Origin of the sequence: Clostridium beijerinckii (assembly GCF_036699995.1) — a bacterium.
Classification (GTDB): Bacteria; Bacillota; Clostridia; order Clostridiales; family Clostridiaceae; genus Clostridium; species Clostridium helianthi.
Genome location: NZ_CP144906.1, coordinates 4,178,019 through 4,193,024 on the forward strand (window position 1 = coordinate 4,178,019; position 15,006 = coordinate 4,193,024).

The 15,006-nt window shown below is 31.2% G+C and carries 11 protein-coding genes; 1 reads left to right on the plus strand and 10 read right to left on the minus strand.

What is annotated here, in order from left to right:
• Window positions 1-144: 144 nt before the first annotated feature.
• From PZA12_RS19330 to PZA12_RS19340, 3 genes are all read right to left on the minus strand, one after another.
• Window positions 145-498 carry a hypothetical protein gene (locus tag PZA12_RS19330; protein ID WP_012060134.1) on the minus strand — a complete coding sequence of 118 codons (354 nt, stop codon included), beginning with the start codon at window positions 496-498 and terminating at the stop codon, window positions 145-147.
• A gap of 281 nt (window positions 499-779) precedes the next feature.
• The gene (locus tag PZA12_RS19335) at window positions 780-1,766 is read right to left on the minus strand and encodes an ABC transporter ATP-binding protein (protein WP_078114741.1); all 987 of its coding nucleotides are present in this window, start codon (window positions 1,764-1,766) and stop codon (window positions 780-782) included.
• Window positions 1,759-2,748, minus strand: coding sequence for an ABC transporter ATP-binding protein (locus PZA12_RS19340; protein ID WP_078114740.1), 990 nt, complete (start codon window positions 2,746-2,748; stop codon window positions 1,759-1,761). The genes PZA12_RS19335 and PZA12_RS19340 overlap by 8 nt, the downstream gene beginning before the upstream one ends.
• Window positions 2,749-2,922: 174 nt before the next feature.
• Between PZA12_RS19340 and PZA12_RS19345 the strand changes: the two genes are divergently transcribed.
• Window positions 2,923-4,356 carry a DDE-type integrase/transposase/recombinase gene (locus PZA12_RS19345; protein WP_168983577.1) on the plus strand — a complete coding sequence of 478 codons (1,434 nt, stop codon included), beginning with the start codon at window positions 2,923-2,925 and terminating at the stop codon, window positions 4,354-4,356.
• Between the two features lie 199 nt (window positions 4,357-4,555).
• Here PZA12_RS19345 and opp4C read toward each other — a convergent pair whose 3' ends face one another.
• From opp4C to PZA12_RS19380, 7 genes are all read right to left on the minus strand, one after another.
• Window positions 4,556-5,416 carry an oligopeptide ABC transporter permease gene (gene opp4C, locus PZA12_RS19350; RefSeq protein ID WP_103699208.1) on the minus strand — a complete coding sequence of 287 codons (861 nt, stop codon included), beginning with the start codon at window positions 5,414-5,416 and terminating at the stop codon, window positions 4,556-4,558.
• Window positions 5,417-5,428: 12 nt separating this feature from the next.
• Window positions 5,429-6,400 (minus strand): ABC transporter permease, encoded by a 972-nt coding sequence (locus tag PZA12_RS19355; RefSeq protein WP_078114738.1) that lies wholly within the window; start codon window positions 6,398-6,400, stop codon window positions 5,429-5,431.
• Window positions 6,401-6,503: 103 nt separating this feature from the next.
• A complete protein-coding gene (locus PZA12_RS19360) occupies window positions 6,504-8,180 on the minus strand; it encodes a peptide-binding protein (RefSeq protein WP_078114737.1) in 1,677 nt (558 codons plus the stop codon).
• A gap of 375 nt (window positions 8,181-8,555) precedes the next feature.
• Window positions 8,556-8,984, minus strand: a complete 429-nt coding sequence (locus tag PZA12_RS19365; RefSeq protein ID WP_041899076.1) for an EamA family transporter — start codon at window positions 8,982-8,984, stop codon at window positions 8,556-8,558.
• A gap of 40 nt (window positions 8,985-9,024) precedes the next feature.
• Window positions 9,025-11,376 carry a sensor histidine kinase gene (locus tag PZA12_RS19370; RefSeq protein WP_078114736.1) on the minus strand — a complete coding sequence of 784 codons (2,352 nt, stop codon included), beginning with the start codon at window positions 11,374-11,376 and terminating at the stop codon, window positions 9,025-9,027.
• Window positions 11,377-11,760: 384 nt separating this feature from the next.
• Window positions 11,761-13,194, minus strand: a complete 1,434-nt coding sequence (locus tag PZA12_RS19375; protein ID WP_078114735.1) for a 6-phospho-beta-glucosidase — start codon at window positions 13,192-13,194, stop codon at window positions 11,761-11,763.
• 578 nt (window positions 13,195-13,772) lie between these two features.
• Window positions 13,773-14,801 carry a CAP domain-containing protein gene (locus PZA12_RS19380; protein ID WP_077843951.1) on the minus strand — a complete coding sequence of 343 codons (1,029 nt, stop codon included), beginning with the start codon at window positions 14,799-14,801 and terminating at the stop codon, window positions 13,773-13,775.
• Window positions 14,802-15,006 lie beyond the last annotated feature (205 nt).

A 15,006-nucleotide genomic window follows, 5' to 3' on the forward strand; every position in this document is an offset into this window, starting at 1 on the left:
TTTATGTTTATTTATTTTTAGATATATCCCGAATATTTTAATAAAATACGCATAGTTAAAAATTATGCATTTCAAATTCCCAATATATAATTTCTATAACATTCATATGCACATTAAGAATATGTACATAGTTATATGATTATTTTAGTACCCCAAAATTAATCTTTGCCTGCACTCTGATCTTTGATATGATGACATCTTTAATATATTTTCTTCCATCCATTTTCGCTGTTCATAAGAAAATCTTTTTCCAAAGAATAACATAAATTGATTGTCATAATTATCTCCTACTAATCCATAGGTAGATTGAGTAAATTTAATAAACCCAAGAGTCTCTAGCAATGCTGTATCATGAAGATAAATTGATTTCTCCTGATCAAACATTTCTAATCCCAATTCTTTTTCTAACCTGGATGCTAAAAGATTATGTTTAGATTCACCACATTCATAAAATTTTCCATCTCTTGATAACCAACCACATATGCCTGTTTCACTCATTCACTTAATAGGATAGATACTTATTATCTAGATTGTACCTTCCTATTTTACACCTCACTCTCTTGCATAATAATATGAATATATTATTGCTAATTTTTATGTTTAAGCAGCGTTTTCATTCTGTAAACCAAGAAAATTCAGCATATTAGTATAAAAAAACTTTTACTTTAAATTTAATATATTTCATAAATTCTATATTTCCACAAAAATGTTCAAATTCCTCTATTTTAAATGGTGTAATGATACATGAAATTAATGGATTGATATATCAAGTTTACCAATCAATCATATAAGTGACATGCAATAAAATGCTCACCTTCAATTTCTTTAAAAACAGGAATTTCATTTTTGCATCGCTCATATGCATATACGCAGCGATTGCAAAATTTACACCCATTTTCTCTATCTTTCAATGTTATCTCTGATTCTTTTATACTAAGCCTCTGCTTTCGCAATTTTGGATGACTAACCGGCATAGATTCAAGTAACATTTTTGTATATGGATGCATCGGATTATCAAATAAATCTTTTTTTTCAGCTAACTCAACAATGTTCCCTAAATACATAACTGCAATTCTATCACAGAAATATTTTACAACGCCTAAGTCATGAGATATAAACAAAAAAGTTAGTAGATATCGTGTTTTTAATTCATTCAGTAAATTTATAATCTGTGCTTGAATAGAAACATCTAATGCAGCTACTGGTTCGTCTGCAACCACAAATTTAGGCTGAACAGCCAAAGCCCTAGCAATTCCTATTCGTTGACGTTGACCACCACTAAATTCATGAGGATATCGATTTATAGCTTCTTTATCCATACCACAAATCCTTAAGTATTCTTCTGCTATATTAAATGCATCTTTCCCATGTATCAATCTATGTTTCTTAATTCCTTCTGCTATAATTTGTCCAACTTTCATTCTTTTATCTAAACTAGCAAATGGATCTTGAAAAATAATCTGCATATCTTTTCTTAATCTGCACATTTCTTTGTTACTAATTGATTTCTTATTTTCAACATCAAATAAAGTCTTATCTTCAAATATTACTTTTCCACCATCAGCATCTATTAATTTCAATATAGTTCTGGCTGTTGTAGACTTTCCACATCCTGATTCTCCTACCAACGCAAAACATTCTCCCTTTTTTATTGAGAATGAAATATCATTTACCGCATCTAAAACAATCTTTTCTCTTCCCAAAAAGCTTTTTTCAATTACATATTTCTTTCTAATCCGATCTACCTCTAAAATGGTGTCAATCAAAATCCTTTCCCTCCTCATATAACCAACATGCTACTTTATGATTATCTCTAATATTAAATAATGGTGGAATTTCGCTTTCGCATTTTACACAAAACTTTTTAGAACATCTATTACTAAATCGGCACCCTGAGGGCATATCTGATAAAGATGGTACTATTCCTTCAATACTTTTTAGAGGTTTTCCACTTTCACACCTATGCGGTTGTGACTCCAATAATCCAAGAGTATAAGGATGTCTAGCATTATCGAATAACTCATATACATTACATTGCTCAACCACCTTTCCTCCGTACAATACCATAACTTCATCACAGACTTCAGCAACTACCGATAAATCATGGGTAATAAACAAAATAGATATTTTAACTTTATTATTTAATTCTTTTAATAGAAATAGAATTTGAGCCTGAATAGTTACATCTAGCGCTGTTGTAGGTTCATCTGCGATTAATATTTCTGGTTCACAGCTTAGAGCCATTGCAATCATTACTCTCTGACGCATCCCTCCACTCAAGTTGTGTGGATAAGAATTATAAACTTTTTCTGGATTTGGAATATGGACTGCTCTAAGAATCTCAATTACCTTCTCCTTAAGTGCTCTCCCATACAAACTTTTATGTATCTTTAGCGGCTCTGCTATTTGCCTTCCTATTTTAAATACTGGATTTAACGAAGTCATTGGTTCTTGAAATATCATAGATATTTCATTTCCACGAAAATATTCAAATTGTTTTTCTGTAAACTTACTTAAATCATTTCCATTAAATAATATTTCTCCATTTTCAATCTTACTTATCTTATCTGGTAGCAGTCCCATGATAGATAAAGCTAAAGTACTCTTACCACAACCAGATTCCCCAATAATTCCTAATATTCTGCCCTTCTCAAAAGCAAAGCTTACATCATCTACAGCTATTACTTTATCTTTTCCTTCCCCAAAACTAACAGATAGATTATTAATACGGAGAATTTGTTTATCCATATTTGCACCCCTCCTATATATTCAGGTACTGTCAAAGTTTTTTATCTAACTAAGGCAGCAACCCTTTAATTTTTCTTATTTTTTATATAAATAACTTGCCACCCCCAAAAAGTTAAGATATTTTATACTTGCAAAACAAAAACACTGAACTAAAAAAGGAGGCAAGCTATTACCATGATTAATAAGTTTCTTCTTGAAACTGTAATTTATCTTATTGAAATTATAAAGTATCTCATGACTTTGCTGGTTGGCAAAAACTTGCTTAAAAGCATTTCGGACGAACCTGTTAAGAAAGAATACCGAAAGCTTCAAGTAGATGATCAACCAATCTTTGATGTTCCCGAAAAACTTAACTATAAGCTTCTAATAGCTGAATATGAGTTTAAGCACGGCAAAGAATTTGCTCCTGTGAAACCTCGCAAAAACAAAGCGTTAGCTCCTAAGGATGTTATCTGTCCTAAGTGTGGTGCTCCACATACCTATCTTTACGATAATAACGGAGGCCGAGGACAATATCTTTGCAAAGTCTGTGATACCACATTCAATCCTAAAAATTACTATCAGAAATCCATAGTGTTAAGATGTCCTCACTGCAGTAAAACACTTGAAAGAATCAAGGCGCGTAAGGATTTCTACGTTTATAAGTGTAAGAATGATAATTGCTCTTTTTACCAAAATAATCTTAAATCAATGACAAAATCTGAAAAACAAGATTTTAAGAAGAATCCTGGTAAGTTCAAAGTTAGATACATATTTAGAGATTTCACTTTTGACTTTAAGCCACTTTCTAAAGAAAGTCCGGTAAAATCAAAGGTTTCTCTTCCAAACATTATGATTTCTTCTTACACCTTAGGACTCATTCTAACTTACTACGTTAACTACGGTTTATCTTCCAGAAAGACAGCTGCATTGCTTAAAGATATTCATGATATTAAAATATCTCATCAAGCAATTTTAAACTATGTTAATGCCGTTTCAATTGTAGTTAAGCCATTTATAGATAACTACGATTATAAACTTTCTGACTCTTTCTGCGGCGATGAAACCTACATAAAAGTTAACGGTAAGTGGAACTATATTTTCTTCTTTTTTGATGCTGTTAAAAAGATTATTCTATCTTACAGAGTATCACCACATAGAGATACCGAAACGGCTGTAAAAGCCATCGATGATGTTCTAAGTAAGTTAAAAGAAATACCTGAAGATCTTAATCTTATAACTGATGGTAACCCTATATATCTTCTTGCACAGCACTTCTTTGCAAGCCATAGTATAAAATTCGATGTTACTCAAGTTATAGGCTTAACCAATAAAGATGAAGTTTCAAAAGAATATAGGCCATTGAAGCAAATTATTGAACGTCTTAACCGAACCTTTAAAGGCAATTATAGAGCTACTACTGGCTTCGGAAGTCCTAACGGGTCGGTTGCATTTGTAACTATGTTTGTGGCATACTTTAACTTTCTAAGACCACATTCTGCCCTTGAAGGCAAAACTCCTGTAATCCTTGAAGAGTTAGAGTCAATGTCCAACATGCCTACTAGATGGTGCAAATTTATTGAACTATCTCAAGACTTTGTTCTAAATAACTGTACAATAACTGCCTAATGATCTAAAGCAGTTGGTGAAACGCACCCTTGACACGCCCACAAAGATAAATGGTAAAATATCTCAATAGGCGGGTCTATTAGTCATGTTCAAAATTATCATTCACCCGTCCTTAACTGCCTAAGACCATTTATCTTTAGGTGTGTCAAGGGCAACTAGCAAACATAATTTAACATTAAATGGTAGTTGGATTGATTTTTCATATATTTTTTACACTACCTATATTCATTTTGGGATCAAGAGCATCCCTAAGTCCATCCCCTACAAAATTAATTGATAGAACTGATAAAAATACCAATACTCCTGCCGGAATCCAAAACCACCATTCGTATTGCAATACACGCATACTTTGAGCTGCTGATAATATATTCCCCCAGCTTGGCTCAGGCTGTTTTACTCCTAATCCTAAGAAGCTTAAACCAGCTTCCATTAAAATCCCTTGTGCAACAGCTAACGTAGCATTCACTATAACCGGTGATAATGTATTGGGTAGCAAATGATTAATAATAATCTCAAAACCGTTAAGCCCCATAGCTCGTGCAGCTTCAATAAATACACTTTGTTTAATAGAAAGAATTTCAGCTCTTACAATTCTAGCAACTCCCGTCCATTGTAAAAGACCTATAATCAAAATTACGTTCCAAACACTAGGTCCAGCTAGCGCAGCAACTGTAATTGCTATCACAAAGAAAGGAAAACACATAATTGTATCGACTATACGCATGATTGCATTATCAATCCAGCCTCCATAAAATCCGCTGATGCAGCCTAACGTAACTCCTATTAGCAGCTGCAAAACAGTTGCACTTACTGCAATCCCCAATGAAATACGTCCACCATATAATAATCTAGTAAATACATCTCTTCCAAGTTCATCTGTTCCAAATAAATGCCTTAAGCTTGGTTGACTTTCTATATTCATTAAATCTATCGAGTCTCTCCCATAACTTGACAAAAAGGGTGCAAAAATCGCTGCTAATACAAATATACTTAAAAGACAAAAGCCAATTGCGGCCAGCTTATTCTTTAGAAACCTCGTTAAAATTGCATGTTTTAGCACACTTTCCCTCCTTTAATCAAATTCTATACGTTTATCTACAGCTGCATAAAGTATATCTGCCAATAAATTCGTAAATAAACTTATTATTGCAACCATCATAACTATGCCCATAATAAGTGGATAATCCCTGCTAATAACAGCATTGTAGTTCAACCTTCCAATCCCTGGCCAAACAAAGATTGTCTCTGTAAGAAGAGCGCCTGATAATAATGATGGTATCTGCATAGTTATTACTGTAATTAAAGTCAATAATTCATTTTTTAAGGCATGCTGGTATATAACATTCCTCTTCCGAACTCCTTTTGAACGTGCTGTACGTATATAATCTGTTTTTAAAATTTCAATCATATCAGAACGTGTATAACGCATTAAACTAGCCGTATTCATTAGTGCAAGAACTATCATCGGCAATAACATATGCTTTGCAACATCTATTACAAATGATAAGCCAGTTAAATCAACGCCTGTAGTCACCATACCCGATATAGGAAGCCATCCTAGATTTACAGAAAACACTTTAATCAAAATCATACCAAAGAAAAAGGATGGAATAGATAATCCTATAAATGCAAATACTGTGACAATGTAATCAGTTTTAGTAAACTGTTTTGTGGCACTTATAACTCCACATGGAATCGCTATCAAAATACTAAGAATCATTGAGCATATAGATAAGATAACTGTATTGCCCAGCCGGCTGCCTATAACATTTAAAACCGGCTGTTTAAATTGAATAGAATATCCAAGATTCCCCTGTAAAGCTTGCATTAGCCACTTAAAATACTGAATTAATATGGGATCATTGTATCCCAATTGTTCCAACATTTTTTCTTTCATTTCTTGTGAAAGATTAGGATCCATCATAGATGAAAATGGATCTCCTGGTTGCAGCTTTACAAGCATAAAAACAATTATAGAAATTCCAATCAATACAGGTATTGTTTGTATTAAACGTCTAAATACATATTTTTGCAGAACGATCACCTCCTCCTATAAAATCATATCGGTTAGGGCTTTTACCCTAACCAATACATCAAATTTTCAATTTTTATATTTCACTTCTATATCACTCTTGCGCAGTAACTTACTATTTTGAAATCGTCCAGTTTTGTATGTCTGGAAATACAGAATATGCTGAGTACTTATATCCTTGCAATTTGGGATTATGAGCACGAATAGCATTTTGTGAATATAAAAATACATATGGGGCTTCATCATTCAATAATTGTCCCCATTTTGCATAAACTTCTTTACGTTCATTACGATCAATAGTAGTTGCAGCCTTTTCTATAAATTCATCACTTTTAGCATTTATAAAATTCGAAAAATTAAATTGAGAATTATTTGCAATGCTTGAAGACCAATAACGATCGGCATCACCTGGATCAACTTCTAAGGTAAATCCTAATAATCCCATGTCATAATCTCCTTGTCCTTTAGTTTTTGCCATAGCAGAAGCAACATCCATAGTACTGATATTTACTATAATACCTACATCCTTTAAATTTTGCTGAATAATTGGAGCACTTTGTTCACGAACCTTATTTCCTGTCGGAACCATTAAATCCACTTCAAATTTCTTACCATCCTTTTCAAGAACTCCATTATTTTCAATCCATCCAGCTTCTTTTAGTAATTCTTTAGCCTTATCTGCATTATAATCATAGGTATTAAGTCCTGACTTAGGATAAGCCCATCCAGCTAGAGATATAGGTGCATTTATTACTTGTCCATGTTCACCTAGTAAACTATCAACTATGCCTTTTCTGTTTATCGCATAAGTGATTGCTTGACGTACTCTTTTATCTTTAAAGAAATCTCTATTGCTATTCATAGTCATAAATTGATAATTCGCACTTGGTTTCTCCTCTATTTTTATACCTGCATCTTTTAACATCCTTAAATCTTCTTCTTTTGTGCTTGAAAGTTCAACAATATCAAGATCCCCTTTTGCTAACTCCGAAAGCTCTGTTTCTGTATTAGCAACCTTAAAAATAAATTTATCTATTTTAGGAGCTCCTCCAAAATAACTATCGTTTTTAGCTAATTCAACATATTGGTCTGGTTTAAAATCTATAAGCTTATATGGTCCGGTTCCTACAGGCTTATTAAGCAAATCACTTTGCTTATCCCAATCAGCAACATTTACTTTACTCCAAATATGCTTCGGAATAATTCCACGTTGTGAAAAATTTGATAATGCTGGCGCATAAACTTTAGAATATGTAAAGCTTATGGTATATTTATCAATAACCTTAATTCCACTTATAGAATCTGCTTTACCATCGTGATAATCCTGCGCACCAACTATTTTGGAAATTTCATTGAATCTTGATCCTGTATACTTTGGATCAGCCATACTAGTAAATGTAAATGCAACATCATCTGCTGTAAAATCTTCTCCATCATGCCATTTGACATCTTTTCTTAAATTGAATGTCACAGTAAGATTATCACCTGAAAATTCATATTTATCTGCAAGTCCAGGCTTAAAATCATTATTCTCATCCAATAAAATCAATGGTGAATATACCAAGCTATTTACATTATTATCATACGTTGTATTTGATAACAATGGGCTAAACAAACCTTTAGGTGAAGATTCTACAGCATATCTTAATACAGATTCACCACTTGATGATTGATTATCGGCTGATGAATTAGTTGGTATTTCTGCAGATGTACTTCCACAAGCGTTTAATAGCAATATAGATAGTAACATTGAAAGAATACCAGCTAATATTTTATTTTTTCTCCGAAACATAAATATTCCTCTCTTTCATAACTTGATTTTGATTCATATAACTTAAAGTATTGATTTTATTAAAATACTTTCCAACACAAATTCTAGGAATATATTTTTCAAATTTCAATTCATAGTATTTTAATATGATTACCTTTTTAAAATTATAACCTTAGCACATTAAAATTTTTATCAAATATATATTGCAATTCACAATTGCGGCTAAAATCCTTGTAATCTTTTTAGAATTATGATGAAGAATTGTTTTTGCAACGTATATATAAAATATATTTATGAATTTTAATGTGAATAAGCACTACAATTAGACCATCCTATTTATACAAATATTAATCAGTACAAAAAAATCAATCACTACAAGATTGTAGTGATTGATTTTTACTTTTTATTTATAAATATTAGTCCAATAATGCATAATATTATTCCTAGTAGTTTATTTATATTAAAGCCTTCCTTATAAAAAATTATACCTACTGGAATTAGTATGAGTGCAAGAAGAATATTAGATACTAGAGATCCTATACTTATATCCCAGCCGGACCTATATACCATTATATATCCAAATTCAAGACCAACAATAGCGAACCCTAGTAATATACTTGCCCAATTCAGATCATCAAAGGATTCAAAAAATCCTTTATCTGATTTATAAAATCTAAATGCTATAGCGGCTACAATTACTCCAGTTAAATAAGTAATGAATAAAGAAGAGAAAGGGTTAGCCTTCTCCGGAACTGATTTTGAGCAAATATGATAAATCATATTTGATACAACAACAATTATAATAGAAAATGCATACATAAACATAAAAATCTCCTCCATTAGTTTTACTGCAATTCTTTTATGGTCATAGATAAATATCAGAAAATTCAACCCTAGTCGCTTCTAAAATATGATTATAAAAAAACTCTTTTGATGATCTGTACTCATATGTTTCGGTAACCTTTTCATTTGGTAGCATTACTATAAAAGCGCTCCCTTTGCTAACTTTACTATTTACAAAAATTCTCCCACCTAGATCCTCAACAAATTTCTTAACTAATGATAATCCTAATCCTGTTCCCTCCACTTGACGAGATAGAGAACTATCTACCTGCCCAAACTGCTCAAAAATTGTATCTATTTTATCACTTGGAATACCTATACCTTCATCGCTTACTTCTATAAATATATTTTCTTTTAAAGCATTAAACCGTACAGTTATTTTCTTATTATCAGAAGTAAATTTAATAGCATTAGAGAGAAGATTTAAAAGTATCCTTGCGAATTTTTCATTATCAATAGCCACCTCAAATTCTTTATATGATGTTTCTAATATCAAATCAATTTCTTTTTTACTAGCATATGATCTTACAACTTCAACAATCGCATCTATGAAAAAAACAATATCTATATTCTTTTTATTTATTTTGGTACTCTTCAAATTTGAACTGGTTATATCAAGAATATTGTTTACTAGCCTTAATTGCCTAAATGCATTAAGTTTTATCATCCCCAAATATTTTTTAGTATTATTTGATAACTCATTAAAGCAAATATACTCCATAGCTTGTACTGCTGAATTAATTACATTTAGTGGTGTTCTGAATTCATGAGATATTATGGAAAGAAATTCATCCTTCATAGCTATTGTTTTTTCTAATGCTTCATTCCTTTCAAATTCCGCCTGCAAAACTGAATCATGTTGAGATTTTATGATTCTTTCCTGTTTAACTTTTTCCGTTATATCTTTCATACACATCATTCCAAATAAGAAATTACCACTATCATCATATACAGGATTACCACTTATACACATATATATATTTTCGCTATATCTCTTTATAATTATTCTATATTCAGTAATTACTTCTCCTCTTAAAATTCTATCTGACGGAAGACTTCCCTCATTCAATTCCTTCATATTAATATCAAAATATTTTATTTCACCATCGTTTTTATTTCTTCCTTCAATTATTTTTATAACATTAAAATGTTTCTCTGCTGCTTTATTAAGCATAACCAGATTGCCGCATTTTCCTATAGCTACAACTCCCTCAGACATGTTATCGATAATCGCTTTTAATTGCTCTCTATTATTTCTAATTTTTTTCTCATTACTTACAAGTTCTGTAATATCATCAAATGCGGTAACAGACATTAACACAGTATTTTCTTTATCATAAATAGGTGAAGAACTCATATCTAAAACACTTTCTTTACAATTATCTATAACTGTAATACGTTGATTTTTAATTTTCTCACCTTTCAAAGCGCGAAATGATGGCATGTCTTTAATATCAATTTCTTTTCCTGATTCATTAAAGTATTTAGCTTCACTATTTTTTCCATATGAAGTCTTTGACTCATTAGAGTGTTCAATCAATTTTCTCGATATCTCATTTTGCTGAAGTATATCTCCTTCTTTTGATCTAACGAATACTCCATTTGGAATACTTTCAAATACAGCCTCCATTTCTTTGTTTTGAAGGTTAATGGCATCAATTTGTTCTTCAACTTTCTTTCTATTAAGTACCTTTTCTGTAACTTCAGATGTATTACTTACCACATATTTTATACTTTCACCTTCTGTAACTGGAATAATTATGGAATCCCAATATGTAATTCCTCTTTCATATCCAATATGTTCATATTCTTTTACTTGAACTGCTTTTCCTGTAAGTATAGCTTCCTTCCAAAACTTTCCTAATTTACTTCCGCTCCATCCTAATATAATCTTATCTATATTTTTTCCTATACTATAATATGATTGATTAAACGGATGTTCTAAGAAATCTAAATATTGCTGATTCGCCTTGATAAGTATCATATCAGGAACACTATAAACAGCTACTCCCACGAAGTTTGATTTACATAATTCCGATAAATATGTATGTTTAGCTTCAAGTCTTGAATTTGGTTTTTCTCTAATAATAAATAATTGACTATCTTCTTCCTTAATTATTTCTATTGAAATTGATCTAAATTCAAGAGATTTAGTAAATAAAAAATAGTCGGCCTTTTCAGCGATGTTTTTTATATCAACGCTTGGGCCGACTCTTAGAATTTTAAATATCTCTGCGATACTTTTTCCAAGCAAGTCAGCAGTTGTATATTCCGTAATTTCTGCAAACTGTTGACTCACCTTAAAAACCTTATGATTTTTTAATAATATATAAGAAATCTCTTCTATGCACTCAAGGTACCTTCTATATTCCATAATAGTATCCTCCTAAGCTATCCATTATCATTAGCATATGCAACAAAATAAGTAATATTTTACCACAGTATTTTGTATATTTCTACTCCTAAATTTTCTTAATTTAAATTATTTTGAATTTTTCTGCATTATTCTTTCGTTATATTTCATTCTAAGAATAAGTTTAAATTCCCAATAAAGTAAATCTTCTTAATTCATTTATATTTTTGCAAATGTCTTACTATAGGAAATTTATAAAGGATATCATATATGGATTATTAATATAAACCATAAAAATATTTTTCTTCTGTTAACTAATCTAAGTAATTACAGTTGTTCTTCTAATTGCACCATTAATATGATCTCAGTATTTTAAACTTAATCCTTCCTACCTCTGTCCATTATTTAAACTTCTTCGCCATTAGATGAAATTACTTTCTTATACCAATCAAATGATTTCTTCTTCGATCTCTCTAACGTTCCATTTCCTTCATTATCTTTATCCACATATATAAATCCATAACGTTTCTTCATTTCTCCTGTAGTAAATGAAATACAATCAATACATCCCCACGGAGTGTATCCAAGCAAATCAACACCATCTAATTCAATGGCTTTTTTCATTTCTTTTATATGTTCCCTTAAATAATCTATTCTATAATTATCATTACATGAACCATCTGCCTCCTTAACATCAATAGCACCAAATCCATTTTCCACTATAAATAATGGAAGTTCATATCTTTCATATAATAAATTTAAAGAATATCTTAAACCAACAGGATCAATTTGCCATCCCCAATCTGAGGCTTTTACATGTGGATTCCTAACACTTGCACTTGATCCTCCATTTACCGAATCCTTATTAACTTCATTAACTCCTGATTTAACTACATCAGACATATAATAACTAAACCCTAAATAATCTACAGTCCCCTCAGCTAAAATTTTAGCATCTTCTAGTTCCATCTTGATATCATACCCTTTTCTACTCCATTCTTTTAATGCATAAGAAGGATAATGACCTCTGCAATGTACATCAGCAAAAAAATAGCGATCATGCATTGATTCAACTTGAAGCATCATATCATCTGGATTGCAGGAGAAAGGATATATGGGAACAAATGAACACATACATCCAATTTTAAAGTCCGGATTTATTTCATGCCCCTTTTTAACTACTAATGCACTAGCAATTAATTCATGATGAACAGCTTGATACATTACCTCTTCTCTATTCTCGCCTTCTTTAAACTGAATTCCTGAACAAGTCCATGCAAATATAGAATTTACAGTATTTTTCTGATTATTAATTTCATTAAAAGTCATCCAGTACTTAACTTTGTTCTTATAACGCTCCATTACAGTGGTTGCATAGCGTACGAAAAATTCAATGACTTTTCGATTACTCCATCCTCCATATTTCTTGACCAAATGATAAGGCATTTCAAAGTGACTTAATGTAATAACAGGCTGAATTCCATGCTTTAATAATTCATCAAACATATTGTCATAAAATTTCAAACCTTCTTCATTAGGCTCAAATTCATCACCTTTAGGGAAAATCCTCGTCCACGCAATACTTGTTCTAAAGCATTTAAAACCCATTTCTGCAAAGAGTGCAATATCTTCTTTATAATGTCCATAAAAATCAATAGCTTCATGGTTAGGATAATTTTCTCCATTAACCACTCCATCTGTTATCCTTCTCGGTACTCCATGAGCTCCTGCGGTCATTACATCTGCGACACTCGGGCCTTTCCCTCCTTTATTCCAACCACCTTCAACTTGGTGAGCTGCAACAGCACCACCCCATAAAAAATCTTTACCAAAAGCCATAAAACTTCCTCCTGACATTTACAATATAAAAATAATTTTTTAAATAACTATATTATAATCGAGCTTCTACACTCTAATTTTATTTTAATATTTAGCTTACTTCAATTCTAAATACAAATTCACTATTAAAGCATAAATATTAACATTAATACGATAAATAAAATTAATGATTATAAAAACTCAATGATACTTCCTATATAATGCATATTTAAATTTCGCTAAAAATCCCAAACAAATTAACTATTTAATTGCGGAAATTTATTCAAATATTATGCTAAAATTCTTTCGATGTTAACTATAAATATTACACTTTTCATTGGGTATTATAGTTACATTCTATAATAAGCATAACCTAAAATTATATACATATGTACTAATAAGACAAAAAAGTATACCCTAAACGGCACAGTCTTTTAGACATTACCTTTTAGAGTATACTCTCCTCAGTTCAATTCTATTGATTATGTATAATTAAATTAAGCTTATGATTAAACCAAATATCAAAAACTAGAAATAAAGGACTTTCATAAAATAATTGTCCTTTATTTCGATAAGCCACATGTAATTATTATAGCTTACTAGTTTGAGAATTCTTGTGTTCCCATGTATTTACCATTTCCATAAAGAACCCCTACACCAACTTTAGTATATGCGGAATTCATCATGTTTGCTCTATGACCTGGTGAGTTCCACCATTGGGTAAATAATTCAACAGCGTCATATGTGTTGTATGCTATATTTTCACCTGTTGTAGTATATTTATAGCCTACTGCTTGCAACCAGTTTGTCCACTTTGTTCCATCTGGATTTGTATGGTCAAAGAAATTATTTTGGATCATATCATTACTCTTATACCTAGCCACTTGTAATAAAGTATTATCTAATGTTAACGGTTTTAAACCAGCTTCTGTTCTCTTTGCATTCATTAATTCAAGAATCTTTTGTTCAGCAGCAGCTTGTACAGTTACAGAATAATTAGCAGGTAACTTAGGCAACCCCTGAACATCTAGCGAGCTTGTACTTGTAGAAGTATTAGCTGTACTTCCTGAATTTGTTGTATTTCCAGTTGTTGTAGTACCAGTACTATTTGTGTTTCCTGTTGTAGGTTTTGTTGTTACAGTACCAGTTGTACTTCCTGTTGCGGGTTTAGTTGTACCTCCTGTTGTAGGGCAAGTTGTACTTGTCGTATTTGAAGGTTTTACTGTAGATGTTTTATTATTATCTTGTACTACGTTATTTCCAGAATCGAATACCTTATCACTTGATGGAGCTTTAGTCCCTATAACTTGTCCACTTTGAGATGTTGTATATATTCTATTGTTTACTAAAACCTTTCCAATCTCCATTATACCATTCTGATTTAGGCAATAAGTCTTACCATTAACTTTAATAACACCAGTTTGCATTACTCCACTATTATCAAAGTATGACCATTGACCATTGTTATTAACCCAACCAGTTTGTAATCCTCCATTAGAGAATACATTGTAATAATTGTTAAACATTGAATTAGTAGTCGCTGCAGATACTCCTAATGGTGCAATACTAGTCATTGTTGTAGCAGCAATAACAGCCGTCACTATCTTTCTTAAAAAAGCTTTCTTCATTAGTTTTTCTCCTTTGTTTTTTTATTTGTCTTCTGAATTTTTAAAGTAAACATTTTCTTTATTAATTGCTTTACTTGTTTACTCTTTCAACGAAGTCCATGCCTTAATACTATCATCTTTTCGACATTATTCAACACGATTTTCCTCAAAGATTCTCTTTGAAAAGAAAATAGCTGTAACTTTCTCTATTTTGCTTATTTTTACT

Bases quoted from the DNA above. Each gene is read 5' to 3' on its own strand.
- PZA12_RS19330 (WP_012060134.1), bottom strand. From the start codon at position 498: ATGAGTGAAACAGGCATATGTGGTTGGTTATCAAGAGATGGAAAATTT.
- PZA12_RS19340 (WP_078114740.1), bottom strand. From the start codon at position 2,748: ATGGATAAACAAATTCTCCGTATTAATAATCTATCTGTTAGTTTTGGG.
- PZA12_RS19345 (WP_168983577.1), top strand. From the start codon at position 2,923: ATGATTAATAAGTTTCTTCTTGAAACTGTAATTTATCTTATTGAAATT.
- PZA12_RS19360 (WP_078114737.1), bottom strand. From the start codon at position 8,180: ATGTTTCGGAGAAAAAATAAAATATTAGCTGGTATTCTTTCAATGTTA.
- PZA12_RS19365 (WP_041899076.1), bottom strand. From the start codon at position 8,984: ATGTTTATGTATGCATTTTCTATTATAATTGTTGTTGTATCAAATATG.
- PZA12_RS19370 (WP_078114736.1), bottom strand. From the start codon at position 11,376: ATGGAATATAGAAGGTACCTTGAGTGCATAGAAGAGATTTCTTATATA.
- PZA12_RS19375 (WP_078114735.1), bottom strand. From the start codon at position 13,194: ATGGCTTTTGGTAAAGATTTTTTATGGGGTGGTGCTGTTGCAGCTCAC.
- PZA12_RS19380 (WP_077843951.1), bottom strand. From the start codon at position 14,801: ATGAAGAAAGCTTTTTTAAGAAAGATAGTGACGGCTGTTATTGCTGCT.